The organism is Pseudomonas mucidolens (genome assembly GCF_900106045.1).
Lineage (GTDB): Bacteria > Pseudomonadota > Gammaproteobacteria > Pseudomonadales > Pseudomonadaceae > Aquipseudomonas > Aquipseudomonas mucidolens.
In genome coordinates this window covers 2,760,709-2,781,719 of the sequence record NZ_LT629802.1, presented here as the reverse complement: position 1 = coordinate 2,781,719, position 21,011 = coordinate 2,760,709, and the positions used below count along the sequence as shown (strand labels likewise).

The 21,011-nt window shown below is 60.2% G+C and carries 17 protein-coding genes and 1 pseudogene; 14 read left to right on the top strand and 4 right to left on the bottom strand.

Annotated features, from left to right (window positions below; translation table 11 throughout):
- Positions 1 to 58: 58 nt before the first annotated feature.
- The 4 genes from BLU75_RS12960 (at position 59) to cobF (ending at position 5,755) form a co-directional block, all read left to right on the top strand.
- Positions 59 to 3,637 (top strand): transporter substrate-binding domain-containing protein, encoded by a 3,579-nt coding sequence (locus tag BLU75_RS12960; RefSeq protein ID WP_231982653.1) that lies wholly within the window; start codon positions 59 to 61, stop codon positions 3,635 to 3,637.
- Positions 3,638 to 3,782: 145 nt separating this feature from the next.
- Positions 3,783 to 4,235, top strand: a complete 453-nt coding sequence (locus tag BLU75_RS12955; RefSeq protein ID WP_084380086.1) for a chemotaxis protein CheY — start codon at positions 3,783 to 3,785, stop codon at positions 4,233 to 4,235.
- Between the two features lie 147 nt (positions 4,236 to 4,382).
- Positions 4,383 to 4,949 (top strand): histidine phosphatase family protein, encoded by a 567-nt coding sequence (locus BLU75_RS12950; RefSeq protein WP_084380164.1) that lies wholly within the window; start codon positions 4,383 to 4,385, stop codon positions 4,947 to 4,949.
- A 47-nt stretch (positions 4,950 to 4,996) separates the two neighbouring features.
- On the top strand, positions 4,997 to 5,755 hold the full coding sequence (gene cobF / locus BLU75_RS12945) for a precorrin-6A synthase (deacetylating) (RefSeq protein WP_084380162.1): 759 nt from the start codon (positions 4,997 to 4,999) through the stop codon (positions 5,753 to 5,755).
- A 5-nt stretch (positions 5,756 to 5,760) separates the two neighbouring features.
- On the opposite strand, the gene BLU75_RS12940 is transcribed toward cobF, so the two are convergent.
- Both BLU75_RS12940 and BLU75_RS12935 read right to left on the bottom strand, forming a co-directional pair.
- Entirely contained in the window at positions 5,761 to 6,342 is a 582-nt protein-coding gene (locus BLU75_RS12940) for a DcrB/PsbP domain-containing protein (RefSeq protein WP_084380084.1), read from the bottom strand.
- A 72-nt stretch (positions 6,343 to 6,414) separates the two neighbouring features.
- Complete coding sequence (locus BLU75_RS12935; RefSeq protein ID WP_084380082.1) at positions 6,415 to 8,223, bottom strand: monovalent cation:proton antiporter-2 (CPA2) family protein; 1,809 nt, start codon at positions 8,221 to 8,223, stop codon at positions 6,415 to 6,417.
- Between the two features lie 380 nt (positions 8,224 to 8,603).
- Between BLU75_RS12935 and BLU75_RS12930 the strand changes: the two are divergent.
- Together BLU75_RS12930 and BLU75_RS12925 are read left to right on the top strand one after the other, a co-directional pair.
- A pseudogene (locus BLU75_RS12930) lies at positions 8,604 to 10,161 on the top strand (DUF726 domain-containing protein).
- A 38-nt stretch (positions 10,162 to 10,199) separates the two neighbouring features.
- Complete coding sequence (locus BLU75_RS12925; protein WP_084380080.1) at positions 10,200 to 11,519, top strand: Nramp family divalent metal transporter; 1,320 nt, start codon at positions 10,200 to 10,202, stop codon at positions 11,517 to 11,519.
- 1 nt (position 11,520) lies between these two features.
- Here the strand turns inward: BLU75_RS12925 and BLU75_RS12920 are convergent, their stop codons facing one another.
- A complete protein-coding gene (locus tag BLU75_RS12920; RefSeq protein ID WP_084380078.1) occupies positions 11,521 to 12,453 on the bottom strand; it encodes a LysR family transcriptional regulator in 933 nt (310 codons plus the stop codon).
- Positions 12,454 to 12,568: 115 nt separating this feature from the next.
- On the opposite strand from BLU75_RS12920, the gene BLU75_RS12915 reads away from it, so the two are divergent.
- The 3 genes from BLU75_RS12915 to BLU75_RS12905 all read left to right on the top strand — a co-directional run bounded on the left by BLU75_RS12915 (position 12,569) and on the right by BLU75_RS12905 (position 13,786).
- Complete coding sequence (locus tag BLU75_RS12915; RefSeq protein ID WP_084380076.1) at positions 12,569 to 13,066, top strand: DMT family transporter; 498 nt, start codon at positions 12,569 to 12,571, stop codon at positions 13,064 to 13,066.
- 4 nt (positions 13,067 to 13,070) lie between these two features.
- Entirely contained in the window at positions 13,071 to 13,529 is a 459-nt protein-coding gene (locus BLU75_RS12910; RefSeq protein WP_084380075.1) for a DMT family transporter, read from the top strand.
- 86 nt (positions 13,530 to 13,615) lie between these two features.
- Entirely contained in the window at positions 13,616 to 13,786 is a 171-nt protein-coding gene (locus BLU75_RS12905) for a metallothionein (protein WP_084380072.1), read from the top strand.
- A 341-nt stretch (positions 13,787 to 14,127) separates the two neighbouring features.
- Here BLU75_RS12905 and BLU75_RS12895 read toward each other — a convergent pair whose 3' ends face one another.
- On the bottom strand, positions 14,128 to 15,075 hold the full coding sequence (locus tag BLU75_RS12895; protein WP_084380070.1) for an AraC family transcriptional regulator: 948 nt from the start codon (positions 15,073 to 15,075) through the stop codon (positions 14,128 to 14,130).
- A gap of 276 nt (positions 15,076 to 15,351) precedes the next feature.
- On the opposite strand from BLU75_RS12895, the gene BLU75_RS12890 reads away from it, so the two are divergent.
- The 5 genes from BLU75_RS12890 to BLU75_RS12870 all read left to right on the top strand — a co-directional run bounded on the left by BLU75_RS12890 (position 15,352) and on the right by BLU75_RS12870 (position 20,932).
- On the top strand, positions 15,352 to 16,125 hold the full coding sequence (locus tag BLU75_RS12890; RefSeq protein ID WP_084380068.1) for an L-iditol 2-dehydrogenase: 774 nt from the start codon (positions 15,352 to 15,354) through the stop codon (positions 16,123 to 16,125).
- A 161-nt stretch (positions 16,126 to 16,286) separates the two neighbouring features.
- Positions 16,287 to 16,706 (top strand): SRPBCC family protein, encoded by a 420-nt coding sequence (locus BLU75_RS12885; protein ID WP_084380066.1) that lies wholly within the window; start codon positions 16,287 to 16,289, stop codon positions 16,704 to 16,706.
- A 144-nt stretch (positions 16,707 to 16,850) separates the two neighbouring features.
- Positions 16,851 to 17,393 (top strand): sigma-70 family RNA polymerase sigma factor, encoded by a 543-nt coding sequence (locus tag BLU75_RS12880; RefSeq protein ID WP_084380064.1) that lies wholly within the window; start codon positions 16,851 to 16,853, stop codon positions 17,391 to 17,393.
- On the top strand, positions 17,390 to 18,349 hold the full coding sequence (locus BLU75_RS12875; RefSeq protein WP_084380062.1) for a FecR family protein: 960 nt from the start codon (positions 17,390 to 17,392) through the stop codon (positions 18,347 to 18,349). Before BLU75_RS12880 ends, BLU75_RS12875 begins: the two co-directional genes overlap by 4 nt.
- A 90-nt stretch (positions 18,350 to 18,439) precedes the next feature.
- A complete protein-coding gene (locus BLU75_RS12870; protein WP_084380060.1) occupies positions 18,440 to 20,932 on the top strand; it encodes a TonB-dependent siderophore receptor in 2,493 nt (830 codons plus the stop codon).
- Positions 20,933 to 21,011 lie beyond the last annotated feature (79 nt).

Here is a 21,011-nt window from a genome sequence, read left to right as displayed (position 1 = left end):
GGCGCCCCTTGGAAAGTGGTTCGCGACAATCTGTCTGGCGGGCCTGTCACTCCTCACAATGGATGTGACCCGTGGCGAACCCCAGTCGATGCGCCTGCTGGGCCATTCCAGCCTTGAAGAGGCGCACCTCAAACTGGATGAAGCCGATTGGCATTGGCTGCGCGAGCGGCGCACGTTGTTGTTGGGGGTGTCTACCCCGGAGTACGCGCCGTTCGATCTGGTGAACAATAACGACGAGCTGCAAGGGATCACGGCCGATTATGCCGCGCTGCTCGCTCAACTGTTGAACGTCACGGTCCAGGTGCGTCGCTACAGCCACCGAGACGAAGTGATCGCGGCGCTCAAGCGCGGCGAGATAGACCTGCTGGGATCGTCCAATGGGTATGAAGCGGGTGACCGGCAACTGATATTGTCGCGTTCCTATGCCAATGACCAACCGACACTGGTGACGCGTATCGGCGAAGGCCAGGCTCTTGCGGCCGACCTGGCCGGCAAGCGGCTCGCCATGTTGTCTCACTACATGCCGCCTGAGACGGTGGCTGCGTTCTATCCCGAGGCGTCCCTGCAACTGTTCCCTTCGACGATCGAGGCGATTGGCGCCGTGGCATTCGGCCAAGCGGACGTTTATCTGGGCGATGCGATCAGCGCCAACTACCTGATCACAAAAAACTATCTGAATAACGTCCGCATGGCTGATTTCTCGAGCATGGAAGTCAGCCCTTTCGCGTTCGCGCTGGACCGGGACAACGCGCGGTTGCTGCGCATTGTCAACGCTGCCCTGGCGGCGATCCCGGCCAGCGAAGAGATGGAAATCCTGCGGCGCTGGAGCGCCGGCAATCTCGGTTTCGCCGGCAGGGATCGCCTGCGCTTCAGCGCCAGTGAACAGCGCTGGCTGGACAAGCATCCCGTGGTGAAAGTGGCGGTCAGTGACAAACTCCTGCCCTTGTCGTTTTTCAACCAGAAAGGCCAGTTCGTCGGCATGAGCGCCGAAGTGCTGGCGCAGATCAGTTTGCGGACCGGCTTGAAGTTTGACGTGATGCGCGGCAGTTCGTTGCCGATTCAGGTCGACCAGGCTGGCGCGGGCGACATCGACATGGTGGCGGTGGTTACCCCAAGCGTTGAGCGTGAAGACAAAATCCGCTTTACCCGACCGTACCTGACCAGCCCCTTCGTGCTGGTCACGCGCAACGAAGAGGGGGCGCCGAACACCCTTGAAGACATGGCCGACAAGCGCCTGGTGCTGATCGGCGGTAATGCCCTGCGTGGCAGTATCGCCCGCAACTACCCCGATATTGCGATAACGGAGGTGGATAACACTGCCCAGGGCTTGGCGATGGTGGCAACCGGGGAAGCTGACGCCGCGGTCAACGCGCTGATCATGGCGCGTTACATCATTACCCACGAGTACCGCGACCGTTTGCGCGTGACCAGCACCGTCGGTCCCTTGCCGGCGCGGATCTCCTTCGGCGTCAACCGCAGCCAGTTGGAGTTGTTCTCGATCCTCGACAAGGCGCTGTTGAGTATCACCCCGCAGGAAATGGATGAGTTGGCCAATCACTGGCGCAACGAAGTGGTCATCGACGACAGCTACTGGCTCCGCAACCGGACCACCATCATCCAGGGGTTTGTGCTGGCGGCGCTGCTGCTGCTGATCACCTTGGGGTGGGCGATGTACCTGCGCAGCCTGATTCGCAAGCGCACCCAGGCCGAGCGTGCGCTGAGCGACCAGATGCGGTTTATGAGCGTATTGATCGATGGCACACCCCATCCGATTTACGTACGTGACCGCATGGGACGCTTGATGGCCTGCAACAATGCCTACCTGGATGTATTCGGCTTCAAGCTCGAAGAGGTGATCGGCAAGACCGTGGTCGAGACCGACACCGGCAATCTGCCCCAGGCCCAGTCCTACCATCAAGACTATTTACGCCTGATGGAGCGGGGCGAACCGCAGATTCACGACCGTGTGCTCAAGGCGCCGGGCGGAGTGACCTTGACTATCTATCACTGGATGTTGCCGTACCGTGACGGCGACGAAAAAGTCGTGGGCATGATTGCCGGCTGGGTGGATGTGAGCGAGCGCCAGCATTTGCTCGCGCAATTGCAGGCAGCCAAGGAAGATGCCGACGCTGCCAACCGCGCCAAGACGACGTTCCTGGCGACCATGAGCCATGAGATCCGCACGCCAATGAACGCCGTGATCGGCATGATCGAGCTGGCGCTGAAAAATGCCGAGCAGGGGCGGATTGATCACGATGCGCTGGAAGTGGCCTCTGACGCTTCCCGGGGCATGTTGGAGTTGATTGGCGATATTCTCGACATCGCCCGTATCGAGTCCGGCCACCTGTCCTTGACACTTGAACCTTCGAACCTGCGTGAATTGCTCGCGTCGGTGGCGCGGATCTTCGAAGGGTTGGCGCGTGCCAAGGGGCTGACGCTGCGGGTGGAGCTTGAGCCGTTGATCGATCGCCATGTACTGATTGATCCGCTGCGGTTCAAGCAGGTGGTCTCCAATCTGTTGAGCAACGCCATCAAGTTCACCTCCAGCGGTCAGGTCCGATTGAGCGCCAGTGGCTCGCCCACAGCCGCCAACGGTTACCTGAGCCTGCGTCTGTTGGTGGAGGACACGGGAATCGGTATCAGCAACGAGGACCAGAAGCACCTGTTCAACCCCTTTATGCAAGGCCGTAATACCGAGCAATCGGCCCGCAGCGGATCTGGCCTGGGGCTGGTGATCAGCCGCAACCTGTGCGAAATGATGGGCGGCCAGTTGAAATTGAAAAGTGTCGTCGGGCAGGGTACGCGGGTAGAAGTGACGCTGGCGCTGGCGGTGGCCGAGTCAACCTTCGTCCGGGCCGAACTTGCGCCGTTGGAGGCGCCGCCAGCCCATGTGCTGAATATCCTGGTGGTAGACGACTATCCCGCCAACCGCCTGTTGCTCGCCCGGCAACTGAGCTTTCTGGGGCATCGGATCAGCACTGCCGATGATGGCGTACAGGGGCTGGAGCGATGGCGGGCCGAGCGCTTCGACGGGGTGATCACCGACTGCAATATGCCGTTGAAAAATGGCTATGAACTGGCCCGGGACATTCGTGCCGATGAACAGGCTCGCGGCTTGCCACCCTGCCTGCTGCTGGGCTTCACCGCCAATGCTCAGCCGGAAGAAACCGAGCGCTGCCTGCAGGCGGGCATGAACGGCTGTTTGTTCAAGCCCACTGGGCTTGAGGATTTGCATGCCGCGCTGGCTTCACGCACCGCCACGCCGTCAGTCCGCGAGGGCGTGGTATCCGAGTCAAGTTCAGGTGTCGATTTAAGTCGGTTGATGAAGTTGACGGGCGACGACCGTGACGCCCTCAAGGAATTGCTCACGCCGTTGCTCGCCAGTCTGGAAACAGATCGCTCGCAACTGGCGATCCTGCTGGATAAAAAGGACTACGCCGAGTTGCATAACCTGGCTCACAGAACCAAGGGCGGGGCCCGCCTGGTCGACGCTCGAGCGTTGATAAGTTGCTGCGACGCGTTGGAGCGGGCGAGTGAACAACGTGATCTTCACGCATTGGTCACGGCAGTCGCCGAGATGCGCGACGCGATTGATTCCCTGCATCACACCCTGACGGGTTATTGCAACCGAGCTTGAGTGGTTTGCCATTCAGGATGGCGTATTGAAGCTTTGGGATAACTCCTACATCAAGTAGGTACAACGCTGATTTTGTCGTCGAGATATGTCTGGAAAAGTACGCCACTCTTCTCCTTTCGCGAGCGCTGCTTGCTCAGGGTTTATCATGCCAAACGCCTCATTGACCCTCCTGGTTGCCGACGAACATCACCTGCAACGGCTGTATATCGAAAAAATGCTCAACCAACTGGGTTACCACCGTATCGTTCCGGTGCAGAGCTTCGAAGAGGTGCGAATCCTTATCGACATACCGGCCGAGCCTTTTGATGTGTTGATCATCAATGCCGGCCTGGTCGCGGCTGGCGGGAGCCGGACGCTGCGGCAGCACCCGCGGGTGCGCCACGTGCTGGTCTACGACGATCAGAAACTGGGGCCGAGCATCACCCTGACGCAGTCGGCGCTGATGCGTTTGCCGGGTTCGCCGGACAGCATTACCCTCGAGCACTTCATGGAGATCATCGACCCACCCTCGCCGACGTCTGGCCTGCGGGTCTTGCCGTGGCTACGGGAACTGGCCCGCAAGCCTGCGCGAAACAAAGGATTCGCCATAAAAACTTGACTGGATGGAAGGAGTCGGCCTCCGCCGGGTGGCGATTATGAGAGACTCTACCTGGCATGTTCGGGTGTATGAGCCGAGATCGCTGTAATATATCGAGTCCGCTTTGCCGGTGACGTTTTTTTCCTCTTGATGCTCGAGCGACTGATGATGCAGGCCACCCGCTTGACCCTGATTTGTCATGCCAGCACCCGCGCTCAAAAGCGCGGCTGTTTTGCACTTGATGAGCCGTTGGAAATGGACTGGCAGAACGCGGCGCAGTCTTTCTCTTCGCGCTTCAAGCACCTGCCACGGGTGCTGTGTGGACCAGAAACCCGGACCCGGCAGACTGCAACGTTGTTTAGCCGCGCTGCCACGGTTGACGAGGCGCTGCGCGATTGCGATCTGGGCCGCTGGCGTGGCGCGGCAATCGAGCAGATTCAACAGGCCGAGCCCGAAGCGTTACAGGCCTGGTTGACCGATCCCACGGTCGCGCCCCATGGCGGCGAATCGCTTTCGCAGCTACGCGAGCGGGTCGGGCAGTGGTTACAGTCGCTGGAACGCACACCGGGGCATGTGCTGGCGGTCACTCATCCCTTTATCATCCGCGCTGCGTTGTTGCACGTTATGCAATGCCCGCCCGCGCAGTTCAACAGGATCGATGTGGAGCCGCTGTCCTCCACCGAGCTGCGTTTCAACCACGTATGGCGCCTGCGCCTGGAAACGCGTGAGACCTGACCCGCGCGAACATGGCAGAATTCGCCCCCCGCATTGAGAACACCGTCATGAAAAAAATCCTGATCATCGGCATTGGCGCCGGCAACCCTGACTACATCACGATGCAGGCGGTGAAGGCGCTGAACCGTACCGATGTGTTTTTCCTGATGGACAAAGGCCAGAGCAAGGACAAGCTGATCGATCTGCGCCGGGAAATCTGCGCGACCTATATCAATGCCGATCATGCCTATCGATTCGTGGAAGCCGATTGCCCCGAGCGAGTGCGCGGTGAGATCGACTACACCGCTGCCGTCCAGGATCTCAATCGGGACAAACAACAGACGTTTGAGCGGATGATCAACGAGGAGTTGGCCGAGGGTGAAGTGGGGGCGTTTCTGGCCTGGGGCGATCCGGCGTTGTATGACAGCACCATTCGCATCTTGCAGGCGATTCTCGCCAGTGGTCGCTGCGTGTTCGAGTTTGAGGTCATTCCCGGCATCACCAGCGTCCAGGCGCTGGCCGCCCAGCATAAAGTGCCGTTGAACCGCATCGGGCGCTCGATTGAAATCACCACTGGGCGTCGGTTGGCAGCGGGGCAGGCGAGCGATGCCGACACGCTGGTCGTGATGCTGGATGCCGAGGATTCCTACCGCAGCGTCGCCGATCGGGACATGGACATCTATTGGGGCGCTTATCTAGGCACGCCGGACGAAATTCTGATCAGCGGCAAGGTGGCGGAGGTGGCCGAGGAAATCGAGCGGGTACGCAAGGCCGCGCGCCAGGCCAATGGCTGGATCATGGACACTTATCTGTTGCGCAAACCCTAGGACCGCTACTTGCCGCCGGTAATCTGTTTCACCAACAGACCGTGACCCTTCGCATCATCGGCGCGGGAAATAGCCTGGATCACCAGCAAGCGATTACCCGAACCGGCCAGGAAGGTTGAGTTCAACGTCTTGCCGCCGCCCATCGTCGCGGTGCTGTCCACCTGGCGCAGACCCAGGCCCTTGACCGTCAGTTTCCGCTCTTTCTGCTGCTTGAAGTCAGGCAATGCGGCGCTTTGGTCCTTGATGAAACCGGCCACGGCGCCATCGAGAAACTGTGGGTCGTTGTCCTTGATAGTGATGCCGTCATTGCGCACCGTTTCGGCCACGATCACCACGCTTTTACCGACCTGGTTGGTGTACATCGTGCCGCGAGTGCCGGCGGTACCCTGCGCTTCGTCACCTGAGGGCAGGGCGTCGGCGATATAGGCGTTTGGCAGGTGGAAAGTGAACTTGCCGTCCAGGGTGGAGATGGCTTGGCTGGCGGTTTTCTGCGCGGCGGGTTTGGTGGCCGCCACCCCGTGGCTGGCGCCGAACCCGGCGGTCAGCGCGAGGGCCAGAAAGGCAGCGGTTTTGCTGAGGGTGGCCATGAAGCTCTCCAGAAAAGAACGAATTTGCGGCGTATTCTGTCAGAAATTTCGCAAATTCGTTCATCTCTCCCCTCAGGCCTTGTTGGACTCTTCCTCGAGGCGGTCCATCTCAAACAAACGCGCCAGTTCGGCGCGGGCCTCCTGGGCAGACTGCATCACCTTGGCGGCGTCGTCGTACACCGCGTGTTGGGCCGCCAGCAGGTGCAAGTCGTGAAGCTTGAAGCGGTTGATCCGGGCGTCGGCCTGGGCCTGGCTCAGACCCAGGCCGACCAGGGTCTGCCGGCTCATTTCCAGGCTGGAATAGAAGGTTTCTCGCACCGACGCGGCATCCAGATCCACCAGACGATGCACGTGCTGGCGATTTCGGGCACGAGCGATGATCTTCATGTGCGGGTAGAGATTGCGCACCAGCTCGGCGGTCTTGATGTTGATTTCGGGATCATCCATGGCGATCACGAAGTACTCCGCTTGATCGACCTTCGCCGCATGCAGGATTTCCGGACGCTGAGGGTCGCCATAGAACACCGGCATATCACCAAAGCTGCGCGTCAGCTCGATGGTTTCCACCGAAGTGTCGAGGGCGATAAACGAGATGTTCTGTGCCCGCAGGATTCGCGCGACGATCTGCCCCATGCGGCCCATCCCGGCGATGACCACCCGTGGCGCATCACTGTCGATGGCGCGGTACTCTTCTGGCACCTCCACCGGTTTGCTCTTGGCCTTGAACAATTTCGGACACAGCAGCAACAGCAAGGGTGTCAGGGCCATGGACAAGGTAATGGCCAGCACCAGAAGGTCATACAGGCGCGGCTCGAACAGGCCCTGATCGCGTCCGATCTTGAACACCACGAAGGCGAATTCCCCGCCTGCGGCCAGCACGACACCCAGGCGCAGCGCGCTTTCGCGGTTCAACTCACCGACCATCTGGCCCACGCCATACAAGAGTGGCAACTTGATGCCGATCAGCAATAGCGTCAGCCCCAGTACCACGAACGGTGTGCTGAACAACAGACTGATATTGGCGCTCATGCCGACGCTGATAAAAAACAGCCCCAGCAGCAGGCCCTTGAACGGTTCGATCTGGGATTCCAGTTCGTGGCGGTATTCCGAATCGGCCAGCAGCAAGCCAGCGAGGAATGCGCCGAGAGCCATGGACACACCCACCAGTTCCATCAGCCAGGCGGTACCAATCACTACCAGCAGCGCGGTGGCAGTGGACACTTCGCGCAGGCCGGTCTTGGCGACGATGCGAAACACCGGGCGCAACAGGTAGCGACCGCCGATGACCACCACCGCGATACTGCCCAATACCTGCAGCCCGTGATTCAGGTCCTGGGCGGCGGTGGTGGTGTGATCGCTGCCGGCCAGCAGCGGCACCATGGCGATCAACGGAATAGCCGCGATGTCCTGAAACAGCAAAATGGCAAAGGCCAGGCGCCCGTGGGGGCTGTTCAGCTCCTTGCGTTCAGCCAGGCTTTGCAGGCCAAAGGCGGTGGAGGACAGCGCCAGACCCAGGCCCAGCACGATCGCGCTGTTCCACGACTGATCAAACGCCCAAAGGGCCACCGCGCCCATCACCGCCGCGGTTGACAGCACCTGGGCCAGACCGACACCGAACACCGACTTGCGCATTACCCACAGGCGTTTTGGTGACAGCTCAAGACCGATGATGAACAGCAGCAACACCACACCCAGCTCGGAAAACTGCGCAACACTCTGCGGGTTGCCCACCAATCCCAGCACCGAGGGACCGATGATCACACCGGCCAGCAAATAGCCGAGGACGGCCCCCAGTTGCAGACGCTTGGCCAGGGGCACGGTGAGTACGGCGGCAAACAGGAAAACCACGGCCGCTTGTAACAGGTTGCCTTCATGGGGCATCGCTTACTCCAGGATTTTTAGCGAATCAACAGGGCGCTATTAGAGCGTTTTTTGCGCTGGGGGAATCTGAATTTTTTGCGAAGAACCACCAACCCTGTGGCGAGAGGACAAGTCCCAATACCGTTCAATTAAGCAAATAGCGATCACTGTAGGAGCGAGATTACTCGCGAAAAACGTCAACGATAACGTGTGTTTCCTGGATAAACGCGGCACCTATGAGTTCTTCGCGAGCAAAAGCCAGGTGCCCCTCGCTCCCTACACAAGCCTTAACTGAACGGCATGGGGACAAGCCCCCTAGCCACAGGATCACAGCGCTTTTCACGGTCTTGCTGCTCACCCTTTGCTACTATCGCCCTCCATCGTCCAGGAGTCAGCGCCTCATGCAACACCAGTGGGAGGAAATGCACCGCACCCGCAAGCCCACGTTCGTCCTGTGTGGCGACCCCCAAGGGGAGGTGCTCAATCTTTACGTTCACGGTTATTCGGCGTTCTTCAATCAGCAACAGTTGGGCAACTTCAAGCACCAGCTGGCGAGCATCGAGGGTTCCACCAACCTGATGCTGTTCTGGCCGGCGGGGCATTTCCTGGAAAATCTGTTCGCGCCGTTCAAGGACGTGATCGGCTCGATGCTCGGCGGCGGTACCCTGGGCGCGGCGACGATTGGCCTGGGCAAGGCGATTGCTTATTTCCTCGACCACTACAAAAGTGTCGAGGCGCGGGTCGACGAGGTGGCGAAGAGCCTGCTGCCTGAACTGGCCAATTACCTGCATCGCGAATCCATAGACGTACAGCGAATCAACCTGATCGGCCACTCCCTGGGCGCGCGGATTCTGGTCAAGAGCCTGTTGGCGACTCCCGACACGGCCCGAGAGTTGCCGTTGAACAATCTGCTGTTGATGGGCGGCGCAATTTGCACTTCCAGCCCATGGGATGAAGTTTCGGCGCCCCTCAAGGGCCGGGTGATCAACTGTCACTCCAGCAAGGACTGGGCGCTGGCGCTCAAGCCGGACAGCGAGCGCTGCATCGGCCGTTACGCGATTCCCGTTACCCCGGCGCTCAAGGCCAAAGTGGCGAATGTGCATCTGGCCACCTTCGACCACGCTGCCTACTGGCCTCAGTTGAAAACGGTGGTGCAGTACACCGACCTGTTGCAGGAGCGTCGCGGTATGATTCGCGCCGATCAGCGCAGCAGCGAAGTCCGCTTTGCCGAGGACGATATCGACCTGTTTCCGTTGCTGGTGCAGGCGCGGCCGGAAGAGTTGAAGTTCCTCGTCGAGTTGATGGCGCAGAAACGCAGCGCGGCGATCGATGCCACGGTACGTGAGCCGCTGAAGTTGGCTATCGAACTACAGCGCATGGGCGGCGATAGCTTTATGAACCTGGCACGCGGGCATGGCGTCAGCTATCGGGAAATGGCCCAGGATGTGGCGCAGCGCCTGGGGATCAAGTTCGACGAGTCCCCCGACAAGGTGGCGCTGGCGGATCTGGAAGCCCAGGTCGCCGAGCGGTTGATCGAGCAATACAAGGACAAGCTCAGCCAAGCTGACCGGCAGGCCTTCGACGCGGAGCTCAAGGCCGCGGCGCACAAGGAACAGGGTTTTTTCAATCGATTCGATGTCGGGCGCACGGCGACAACCGCCTTGAGTGGCACGGCGCTCGCCGGCTTGACCGGTTTTATCCTGCGCCGTGGTGCGGCCACCGCGATCCCGGTAGTGGGTCAGGCGCTGGCGGCAGCGATGTTACTGGTGAGCGGGGTGCGCGCCTTTTCCGGGCCGGCGTACTCCATCACGACGTTGGCGGTGCTGGTGTTGGGGGGGGATTCGCCAACGCCTGGAACGGGAGGCGTTGAGTCAGGAAATGGACCTGGTGGTGAAAGTCGTCGAGGCGTTTGATCTGCCTCGGGAGACGGTGATGCGTACGGTCGCGTCCGACTGCTAAGCTGCGCGCCTGTCGAGTGTGTCCGCCGAGTGCCCCGCGTGAAATTCAGTCTGCCGAAAATCGCTACTGCGCCGTTTTGTCCGCCGGAAGTCGCCGGTACCATCGCTGTCGATGCCAGCGCTTCGTTTTTCAAGCGCGTGTTGAGGTTCGCGGGTCCAGGCTTGTTGGTCTCCATCGGCTACATGGACCCCGGCAACTGGGCCACGGCCATCGAGGCCGGATCACGTTACGGCTACAGCCTGTTGTTCGTGGTGTTGCTGGCCAGCCTGGCGGGAATGGCGGTGCAATGCCTGTGTTCGCGCCTGGGGATTGCGACGGGCAAGGATCTGGCGCAATTGTGCCGCGAACGCTACAGCAAGCGTTCGTCGCGCCTGCAATGGGTGCTCGCGGAAATCTCGATCATCGCCACCGACCTGGCCGAAGTCCTCGGCTGTGCCCTGGCGTTTCACCTGTTGCTGGGGGTGTCCTTGACCACCGGTATTGTGCTCACCGCGTTTGACACGCTGTTGATCCTGGCCCTGCAAAACCGTGGTTTCCGCCGTCTGGAAGCGATCATGCTGGCGCTGGTGGCGACCATCGGCGTGTGTTTCTTTGTTGAACTGGTTTTGATCAAACCCTATTGGCCCGATGTGTTCCGTGGTTTCACGCCGTCACTGTCGGCCATCAGCGATGCCGCGCCGCTGTACCTGGCGATCGGTATCCTGGGCGCCACGGTGATGCCGCATAACCTGTATTTGCACAGTTCAATCGTGCAGACCCGCTTATTCGGCAAGGACTTGGCCAGTCGTCAGGACGCGGTCAAGCTGGCACGGATCGACACCATTGGCTCGCTGGCCCTGGCGTTGCTGGTCAACGCCGCGATTCTGGTGCTGGCGGCAGCGGCGTTTCACCAGACCGGCCATACCGACGTGGTGCAAATTCAGGACGCTTATCACTTGCTGGACCCGCTGGTCGGCGGTGCGTTTGCCAGCGTCCTGTTTGGCATTGCCTTGCTGGCGTCCGGCCAGAGTTCAACCTTCACCGGCACCATTGCCGGCCAAGTGATCATGGAAGGCTATCTCAATCTGCGGATTCCGTGCTGGCAACGGCGTCTGATCACACGCGGGCTGGCGCTGATCCCGGCGTTTCTTGGGGTGTGGTTGATGGGTGATGACGCCATCGGCAAGTTGCTGGTTCTCAGCCAGGTGGTGCTTAGCCTGCAGTTGCCGTTTGCCCTGTATCCATTGATTCGCATGACCAGTGACAAGCCACTGATGGGACCTTTTGTAAACCGTCTGCACACGCGTTTGCTGGTCTGGACGCTGTTCGTGGTGATCTGCGGGGCGAATGCCTGGTTGATTGGCCAATGGCTGTTCTGATTCAACGATCCCAGTACGGCACCGTTCCGAACGTTTCGACAAAGTAATCGATAACCGTACGCACCTTCACTGACAAGCGCCGGCTGCCGGGCCACAGGGCGGCGATTTGTTGGGGTTCCAGGGTGGTTGCCACGTCATACTCGGTCAGAACCGCGCGCAAGGTTCCAGCCCGCAGGCTTTCGCCAATCAGCCAGGAAGGAAACACCACAAATCCCAAGCCTTGTTCGGCGGCGCGAGCGAGAGTATCGGCGTGGTTGCCGGTGATCGGGCCTTTGACGGAGTAGGGCGTCCAGTCGCCCTGGGCGCGGCGAAAAAACCAGCGCTGCTGGCCATTGGCACCTTTGTAGGCCAGGCATTGGTGATTGACCAATTCATCGGGATGCCTTGGCGTACCGCGCCGTGCGAGATAATCAGGGCTGGCGGCGATGCGATACCGCTGAGGGGCGAAAATGCGTGCTTGCATACCGGAATCGTTGAGCACGCCAATCCGAAATAACAGATCCGCACCTTCTTGCAGCGGGTCGACGAAGGTGTCGGTTTGCTGGATATCCAACTGCAACTTGGGATAGCGCTCACACAGTTGTGCCAGCCACGGTGACAAGTGCCGCTGGCCGAAGACCATTGGTGCGTTGATCCTGACCAGGCCGCTGGGTTCACGTTCCTGTTCCTGCAAGGCCTGCCCGGCCTCTTCCAGTTGTTGCAACATCACGCGCGCATGATGGCCTAACAACCGCCCGGCTTCGGTGGGGCTGACGGCACGGGTGTGGCGATACAGCAATTGCTGGCTAAGGGCCTGCTCCATCAACTGTATCTGCCTGGAAATGGAGGAGGGCGCCAAGCCTTCGCGACGAGCGACTTCGGAGAAACTGCCGTAGTCCAGCACTGCGACAAACAGGCGTAGCGCCTTGAAACTCAACTCGTTCAAGCCTTGCATCGGGTCACCATGCTGTGCGCAGTGCGCAAAAGTGTTGTCCGCATGCTCCCATTTATCGCACAGCAGTGCTACCGGATAATGCGCGTCATTGTTCTTCTCTGACGCACAGGTGTGTATGCAAACTTCTTCGATTGACACGGCGGCGCAGGCTTCGGCGCCGGCAAAACCGAAAACCCTCCTCAGGCTTTTGCTCTTGCCCCTGGTCATCCTCGCCGGCATGGGGTTGTCGGTGGAAGCCGGGTTACTCGGGCCTTTGGGCGAGCAGGTCGGGCACTTGTGGGCCACCTTGAGCATCTTCGGCGTCGGTGCAGCCATTCTGCTTCTGCTGCTGCTATTGAGTGGTCCGCAAAAAGGTCCGGCGTTGACTGAACTGCCACGCTGGCAACTGATCGGCGGGTTCCTGGGGCCGATGTATGTGGTAGTGCTGACCTTGGCCACGCCGCATATCGGTATCGCCATGACCATGATCGCGATTCTCTCGGGCCAGGTCGGCAAAAGCGTATTGATCGATCATTTCGGCTGGTTCGGCACCGCGCGTAAGCGGGTCAACGGCGAACGCTGGATCGCGCTGCTGTTGATTGTGGTGGCGCTTGTTCTGATTTCACGGGGTTAAAACGATGAATCTGATTTTTCTGTTGATGTTGGTGGTCGCCGCAGGCGCGGTATTGAGCGTGCAAGCGGCGATCAACGGTCGCTTGGGACAGACGGTCGGTGTGCTGCGTAGCAGTCTGCTGACATTTGCGGTGGGCGCTGTGGTGACCGGGCTGCTGATTGTGTTTTTCGAGCCGGCCCACACTGTCAGTCTGTTGCAGGTGCCCAAGTGGCAACTGACTGGGGCGCTGTTTGGCGTGGTGTACATGATCGTGATGGTGGGCGCGGTGCCTGTCGTGGGCACGGCAGTGGCGACGGTCGCGGTGATCGTCGGGCAATTGGGCATGGGGATGTTGATCGATAACTTCGGTTGGCTGGGCAACCCGTCCATCGAACTCTCCGGCAGCCGTATTCTGGCAATGTTGTGCCTGGCTTTGGCGCTGGTGTTCATGTATCGCAGCAACACCCGGCGAGCCGACCAATGAGGTTGAACCTAGTGTGTTGGCCAGCAGTCACTGCTTAAGGTGCTGGCGACCGCCGCACCGGGACGACCATGAAAAGGAGTCTGAACATGCCAGATCCAACCTGTGCCTGCCCACACTGCAACTGTGTATTAGGGCAAGATGCCGTGCAGAAAGACGGCAAGGGCTATTGCTGCCAGGGCTGTGCCGACCAGCATGCGCATGGCGAGCCGTGTGCTTCGGCGACCGGCTGTGAGTGCGCCAAGTCAGCTCATGGCTAGACGCGAGAATGGGGGGCTGGCACGCCAGCTCCCTGAGTCGCGGTCTATTGCGGTTCCAACGCCTGCCTGAGGCTGGCGCCGGGTTGCACGCACTACGCCGCTGGTCCGGCGCCCCTCCAGAGCGAAAACTACCGTTTGTGCGTCTTGAAGGTCGTCGGGAAACGGTTGAAATACCTGCAGGACCAGACTACCCGGCGCCTCCTCAAGCAAGCTCACCTGGCACTCCGCGTGGCCAAAGGTCCAAACAAGGTGTCCTGGGTGTAGTCGATCCGTGCTTTGCCGTGAACCGCTTGTCTGTCGTTCATCTGCGCAGATATCGACCTGGCCGTGGCGCGCCTGGCTCAACGGGCCTTGGTAAATGGCAACGCCTGATAACCGTTGCGCTGGAACAGGTACAGCGCGGTTTCCCGCCGATATTCGCTGGGGGTCTGGTGCATTTCGATACGAAAGTGTCGGTTGAAGTTGGAAAGATTGGCGTAGCCCACTTCAAAACAGATATCGGCCACCGACATTTCAGTTTGCAGTAACAACCGACACGCGCGCTGGACCCGGAATTTACGCATCAGATCAATAAAACCGTGACCGGTGACGCGCTTGAAGAAGCGTGAAAAGCCTGGCTCGCTCATGTTCAAACGCTGGGCGATGACCGACAGGCGCAGATCGCCGGTCAGTTCTGTCATCAGGTAATCGAACGCTGTGTGAATGCGTTCGCAGCTGCGGGCATCCAGGCTCGGGGTGTAACAGGCGCTGGCCAGGATATGACTGTGCGGTGCCGGTGCCTGCGCCAGGGTTTGCAGTAATTGCATAAACAGGATCAAGCGATTCAAGCCTTGCGCCAATCCAATCGCTTCAAGCAATTCGGCGGCGCGCAGCGCGGTTTCTCCGGTGAATTCAAGGCCGCGTCGGGCGCGCTCAAACAACCCCTGCAAATCCCCCAGTTCCGGCAGCGTACCGCGTAACGCCAACAGCGCCGCGCCATCGAACTGCAGGACCACATCGCGTCCTGTCAAGTATTCGCCGGGCGCCAGGTCGCCAATCCAGTCGTGGGGCAGGTCGGGGCCGATCAGCGCGACATGGCCGGCACCAAATCCACCGATATAGTCGCCCACCACCAATTTGCCGCTGCCTTGGCGGATCAGGTGGATTTCAAATTCAGGGTGATGGTTCCAGCGGGCGAGCGCATAGGGATAGTCGTGTTCGTACCAGCGAAAGCCATGCTCGGGTTCAGGAAGAATCACCTCCAGCTCGGCGGGACGTTGCTCGAACAGGGCGCTGCGGCTGTCTGGCATGGGGTTAAGCCTTGTTGGGTCTTGGCATTACACCAAAATACGCGTAATCGATGACCGGCCGCTAGCAGCGGTTTTACCCGCGACTGATACTTTTTTGATCTCGGGCCAGCGGTTAAAAAAGTACCGGGACGACATCCGCCACGGGTTTGTCCGGTCCAGGCCAAGCTGCTGTAATCGATCCGTGAACAACGAAAGGCCGCCCGCAACCCACGTCACGCCGTGGAGAACGGCAAGGATTATTCGAAGTCATCACTTTTCTAGACGGATGAGCGTTCAATGAAACGACTGCAAGGTAAAAGCGCCCTGATCACCGGGTCTGCGCGTGGCATCGGCCGAGCCTTTGCCCAGGCCTATATTGACGAGGGGGCGATGGTGGCTATCGCCGACATCAATCTGCACAGCGCTCAGGCCTGCGCAGCGCAACTCGGCCCACAGGCTTATGCGGTAGCGATGGATGTGACCGATCAAGTTTCCATCGACGCCGCGATTGCCACCGTGGTGGCCCGGGCTGGCAAGCTCGACATCTTGATCAACAATGCGGCGCTGTTCGACCTGGCGCCGATTGTCGACATCAGCCGGGAGAGTTTCGAGCGCCTGTTCTCGATCAACGTCGCTGGCAGTCTGTTCACCCTGCAAGCCGCCGCCCGGCAGATGATCCGCCAGGGCCATGGCGGCAAGGTAATCAATATGGCCAGCCAGGCCGGGCGTCGGGGCGAGGCGTTGGTCGCGGTGTATTGCGCGAGCAAGGCGGCGTTGATCAGCCTCACGCAATCAGCCGGGCTGGACCTGATCAAGCACGGGATCAATGTGAATGCTATTGCCCCGGGTGTGGTGGATGGCGAGCATTGGGATGGTGTGGACGCATTGTTTGCCAAGCACGAAGGGCTGCCGTTGGGCGAGAAAAAAAGGCGGGTCGGGGCCCAGGTGCCGTTCGGACGGATGGGTCGCGCGCAGGACCTTACCGGAATGGCGATTTTTCTCGCCTCTAAAGAGGCCGATTACGTGGTGGCGCAAACCTATAACGTGGATGGCGGGAATTGGCTGAATTGAGGCAAAACGATCGTTGAAAATGCCGGTCTCAAGACTGCCCGGCAGCGCGTCTTGCCGATCAGTCCGGTATTTTCCGAGCCGGCGGTGAGGCGGGTGGCGTACATTGCATCAGTGCAGTGGTATCGCGGCATGCCGATCTAACTACTTTTCTGGAGACTTCCATGGCAACAGCATCTTCTGTAATTGAAATCCCGGTCTCGGCCGAACAGGTCTGGCAATTGGTCGGTGGCTTCAATTCGCTGCCGGACTGGCTGCCCCTTATCTCCAAGAGTGAACCCGCGCAGGGCGGTCGCGTACGTCATCTGCAAACCGCCGACGGTGGGGTGATTGTGGAACGTCTGCAGACCTTTGATAACGTGGCGCGCACCTACAGCTACACCATCGAGGCGTCACCGTTTCCGGTGAGCGCGTACCTGGCCACCTTGCAGGTGGAAGCCCTGACCGAAAGCTCGGCAAAAGTCACCTGGTCCGGTGTGTTTACCCCGCAGAACGGGGTGACGGATGAAACCGTGGAAGCGTTGTTTGCCGGTGTCTACAGCGGTGGCCTGGAAGCGTTGCGCGGGAATTTCCCGGACCATTGACCTCGGCAGCGTCGAACGGGGGCTCGACAGCGACTAGCGGCTGACGCCTGTTCAGCCGACTTGACTTTGACCCTTGCCCCGCCATCGTTTTACTGTCATCGTTTGCGCGATTGGTAATCTTTCTTATTTGAGAAATTTTTGCGCATGCATGACTTTCCTGTGGCCGACCGTACAAGCGCCCGCCGCCAGCAGACCCTCACCACGCTTTATAGCGATCACCATGCCTGGTTGCATGGCTGGCTGCGCAAGAAGCTGGGGTGCTCGCAACATGCGGCGGATCTTGCCCATGATGCGTTCGTGCGCGTGTTGTTGCTGGCCGACCCACAGAACATCAAGGAACCACGGGCCTTTTTGGCGACGACCGCGGGGCGCTTGCTGATTGATGGCGCACGGCGGCGCAAGATCGAGAGGGCCTACATGGAAGCACTGGCGATCCAGAGCCAGGAGGCGGGCATGCCGGATCCGGCGGCCATTCATGTGGCATTGCAAACCCTGGAGCGGATCGCGCTGATGCTCGCCGGGCTGCCGGAAAAGGTCCGCGAAGCGTTCCTGCTCAGCCGCCTTGACGGTTTGACCTACAGCGAAATCGCCACTCAGCTCCAGGTGTCGCCGAGCACCGTGAAAAACTATATTTCCCATGCGCTGGTGCACTGCTACCACACACTGCACGGCGCAGATCCGCTGTGAGTGCCCAAGCTCCATCCTCCGCACAGATCATCAACGAAGCGGCCCGCTGGCTGGCGTTGCTGCATGACGATGCGGTCACCGAGATCGACCGCGCAGCGCTTGAAGACTGGTGCCAGCTCGATCCACGGCATCGGGTGGCGTATGAACGCATGCGCACACTGTGGGGCAGCCTTGATGAGTTGCCCGCTGCTCCGGCACGCCAGGCATTGAGTCAAGCCTTCACCCCGCACAAACCGAGGTATGCCGCCCGCGGCGCCCAGACTATTGCGCTGCTGGGGCTGTTGATTTGCGGCTGGGCGGGGCTTGAGCACTTGCCGGTATGGATGGCCGACCAGCGCACCAGTGTGGGCGAACGGCGCCAGGTGCTGCTGGCGGATGGCAGCCAGTTGCAGCTCAACAGCAACTCGGCGCTGGACGTGAAGTTCGACGGCCACCAGCGGGAGATCGAGTTGCTGCAAGGGGAAATGTGGGTCGAGGTGGCCAAGGATACCCAGCGGCCATTCGTGGTACGCACCGAGCAAGGTACGGCAACCGCATTGGGTACGCGCTTCCTGGTACAGCGCGTGGCGGATGGTTCGACGCGGGTGACGGTGATCGAGTCAACCGTGGCTGCCAAGGGCAACCATAGCGAGGTGGTGAACGTCACGGCCGGGAACATGTCGGTCCTGAAGGATGGTCGTGCGCAGCCGGCGCAACCGGTTGGCAACAGTGACCCGGCCGCCTGGACCCGGGGCCTGCTGACGGTGGATGACCAGCCGCTCAGCGAAGTGCTGCAGACCCTGGCCCGCTACCGGCATGGCGTGGTGCGCTTTGATCCCGAGGCGCTGCGAGGACTGCGCGTGTCCGGGGTGTTCAAGCTCGATGACACGCACGCGGCGCTGGCGACACTGGCGGACAACCTGCCGATCAAAGTGGAATATTTCACCGATCTGGTGGTGGTGATCAAGCCGCTGTGATTCGGGCTTGAATAAAAAGCACTCTCATTCATACCCGATTTTCCGACATGGCCGTCATGGAATATAGAACCCCATCTTCCAGGACTTCTCATGTCACGCTTTGTTCGTCCGATGCATCCACTGGCGTTATCAGTGGCGTTGGCTTGTGCCGCCATTCCCTTGTTCACCGTGCAGTCCTCATGGGCTGACGAAAGCAGCAGTGCGGTCCACAGTTTCTCGATTCCAGCCGGTGATTTGAGTCAGGCGCTCAACGGTTTTGCTGAGCAGGGCGGGCTGGTGTTGGCGTTTGATCCGGCCCTGACCCGGGGTAAGCGCAGTAACGGTTTGAACGGACAATTCAGCCGTGATGCGGCCTTGGCTCATTTGCTGGCCGGCAGCGGTTTGCGCGCCGAGGCCTTGTCTGCCCAGCGCTATCGCATTGAGACGATCCCGCAGGCGGAGGGCGCCGTGGAGTTGCAAGCCACCACCATCAGCGGCGCTTATCAGAGCGAAAGCCCCACCGGCCCAGTCGCTGGCTACGTGGCCACCCGCAGCCTGTCCGGGACCAAGACCGACAGTGCATTGATCGAAACCCCGCAGTCGATCTCGGTGGTCACTAAAGACCAGATGCGCGCGCAGAACGCTGAAAGTCTCAACCAGATCCTGCGCTACAGCGCCGCCGTGGTTCCGGAAACCCGTGGCGCCACCGCTTCGCGACTGGATCAGTTGACCATTCGGGGTTTTGCCCCGGCGACTTACCTCGACGGGCTACGCGTGGCCTCAAGCCGCGATGCCTCGCCGCAAAAGGATGCGTTCGACCTGGAGCGCGTGGAAGTACTGCGCGGTCCGGCTTCGGTGTTGTATGGCCAGGGCAGCCCGAGCGGGGTGATCAACCTGGTCACCAAGCGCCCGCTGGACACGCCTTTTCATGAAGTGGGTGTCGAATACGGCACCTTCAACAAAAAACGCACCACCTTCGATTTGAGCGGCCCGCTGGACGATCAAGGGGTGTATTCGTATCGGGTTGCCGGCTTGTTCGATGATGCCGATGGCCAGGTCGAACATACCGAGACGCGTCGTCAGTCATTGTCCACGGCGTTCACCTGGCGCCCGAGCGATGCGACGTCGCTGACCTTGCTCGGGCATTTTCAGAAGGACCCCAAGGGCGCGTCCTACGGGTCGATGCCGGCCTGGGGTTCGGTGCTGCACAGCCCGCTCGGGCGCAGCATTGATGTCGATTTTTATGATGGCGAGAAGAATTTCGAGAAGAGTGACCGTGAACACTTCTCCCTCGGCTACGCCTTCGAGCATCACTTCAATGACATCTGGACTGTGCGCCAGAATGCTCGCTACATGCGCAGTGAAGGCATTTACCGCAGCATCTACCACAGCAACCTGCAAGCGGACTACCGCACCTCCACGCGTTCGACCATCGCCACCGATGTCGACCTGGATGCCTACAACCTCGATAACCAGATACAGGCGAAGTTCGACACCGGTTCGCTGCAACACACGCTGTTGATGGGCCTCGACTATCAGAACACCAGCACCGACACCAAGGCCGGCTACGGCAGAGGCCCGGACCTGGATATCTTCGACCCGGTGTACGGCGCACCGGTCGAGACCCCGGCCTTCGGCACCGACGCCACCGCTCGCAGCGAACAGACCGGCGTGTACCTGCAGGAACAACTGAAGTGGGGCCAATGGGTGCTGTTGATGGGCGGCCGTTATGACTGGGCCAGCACTGACAACACTACGTTGAATTTGAAGAGCAACAGCAAGTCCAGATCTTCGCTGGACAGCAAAGCTTTTACCGGCCGCCTGGGCGTGGTCTATCTGTTCGACAACGGGCTGGCGCCGTACGCCAGCTACTCGGAGTCTTTCTCGCCGCAATCGGGGACTGGCTACGGCGGCACGGTGTTCGAGCCGACTGAAGGCAAACAATACGAAATCGGTATCAAGTACCAACCGCCCGGCAGCAACAGCTTTATCACCGCCGCCATTTTCGATCTGCGCCAGAGCAACGTGCCGACCATGGACCCGGACCCAACCCACCTGTGTGGCAACGGCCGCTGCCAGGTTCAGGACGGCGAAGTGCAATCCCGTGGTTTTGAGCTGGAGGGCAAGGCCAGCCTCAATGACAACCTGGACATCACGGCGGCCTACGCTTATCTCGATAACCGCATCAGCAAGTCCAACAGCACCGTGAGTTATGCGCCGATCACCGACATTGGCGTAGGCCCGGCGGTGCCCACAAAAGGCACCACCACCTACGGCGTCCCGCGTCATACCGCCTCGGTGTGGGCGGACTACACCTTGCACGACGGCAACCTCAAGGGCTTCGGCGTAGGGGCGGGCGCGCGTTATGTCGGCTCTTCCTGGGGCGATACCGCCAACACCCTGAAAGTCCCGGGCTACACCTTGTTTGATGCGTCGGTGCACTATGACATCCCACACATCAATACCCTCGACGACAACCTGCGCCTGGCATTGAACGCCACCAACCTGGCGAATAAAGAGTACGTCGCCTCGTGCTATTCCTACTCCTGGTGCTGGTATGGCGCGCAGCGCACGGTCCAGGCCAGTGCCACGTATCAGTGGTGATTTGAGCGAGAGGGGTGAGAGGTTTTCTGCGCAATGGCCTTTAATCCGGGCCATTGACTCTCTATTATCCGCCCCCAGC

What these genes read in the sequence shown, in the direction of transcription:
- BLU75_RS12960 (WP_231982653.1), top strand. Translation starts at nt 59, where the DNA reads ATGGATGTGACCCGTGGCGAACCCCAGTCGATGCGCCTGCTGGGCCAT.
- BLU75_RS12955 (WP_084380086.1), top strand. Translation starts at nt 3,783, where the DNA reads ATGCCAAACGCCTCATTGACCCTCCTGGTTGCCGACGAACATCACCTG.
- BLU75_RS12950 (WP_084380164.1), top strand. Translation starts at nt 4,383, where the DNA reads ATGCAGGCCACCCGCTTGACCCTGATTTGTCATGCCAGCACCCGCGCT.
- cobF (WP_084380162.1), top strand. Translation starts at nt 4,997, where the DNA reads ATGAAAAAAATCCTGATCATCGGCATTGGCGCCGGCAACCCTGACTAC.
- BLU75_RS12940 (WP_084380084.1), bottom strand. Translation starts at nt 6,342, where the DNA reads ATGGCCACCCTCAGCAAAACCGCTGCCTTTCTGGCCCTCGCGCTGACC.
- BLU75_RS12935 (WP_084380082.1), bottom strand. Translation starts at nt 8,223, where the DNA reads ATGCCCCATGAAGGCAACCTGTTACAAGCGGCCGTGGTTTTCCTGTTT.
- BLU75_RS12920 (WP_084380078.1), bottom strand. Translation starts at nt 12,453, where the DNA reads ATGCAAGGCTTGAACGAGTTGAGTTTCAAGGCGCTACGCCTGTTTGTC.
- BLU75_RS12915 (WP_084380076.1), top strand. Translation starts at nt 12,569, where the DNA reads ATGCAAACTTCTTCGATTGACACGGCGGCGCAGGCTTCGGCGCCGGCA.
- BLU75_RS12910 (WP_084380075.1), top strand. Translation starts at nt 13,071, where the DNA reads ATGAATCTGATTTTTCTGTTGATGTTGGTGGTCGCCGCAGGCGCGGTA.
- BLU75_RS12905 (WP_084380072.1), top strand. Translation starts at nt 13,616, where the DNA reads ATGCCAGATCCAACCTGTGCCTGCCCACACTGCAACTGTGTATTAGGG.
- BLU75_RS12895 (WP_084380070.1), bottom strand. Translation starts at nt 15,075, where the DNA reads ATGCCAGACAGCCGCAGCGCCCTGTTCGAGCAACGTCCCGCCGAGCTG.
- BLU75_RS12890 (WP_084380068.1), top strand. Translation starts at nt 15,352, where the DNA reads ATGAAACGACTGCAAGGTAAAAGCGCCCTGATCACCGGGTCTGCGCGT.
- BLU75_RS12885 (WP_084380066.1), top strand. Translation starts at nt 16,287, where the DNA reads ATGGCAACAGCATCTTCTGTAATTGAAATCCCGGTCTCGGCCGAACAG.
- BLU75_RS12880 (WP_084380064.1), top strand. Translation starts at nt 16,851, where the DNA reads ATGCATGACTTTCCTGTGGCCGACCGTACAAGCGCCCGCCGCCAGCAG.
- BLU75_RS12870 (WP_084380060.1), top strand. Translation starts at nt 18,440, where the DNA reads ATGTCACGCTTTGTTCGTCCGATGCATCCACTGGCGTTATCAGTGGCG.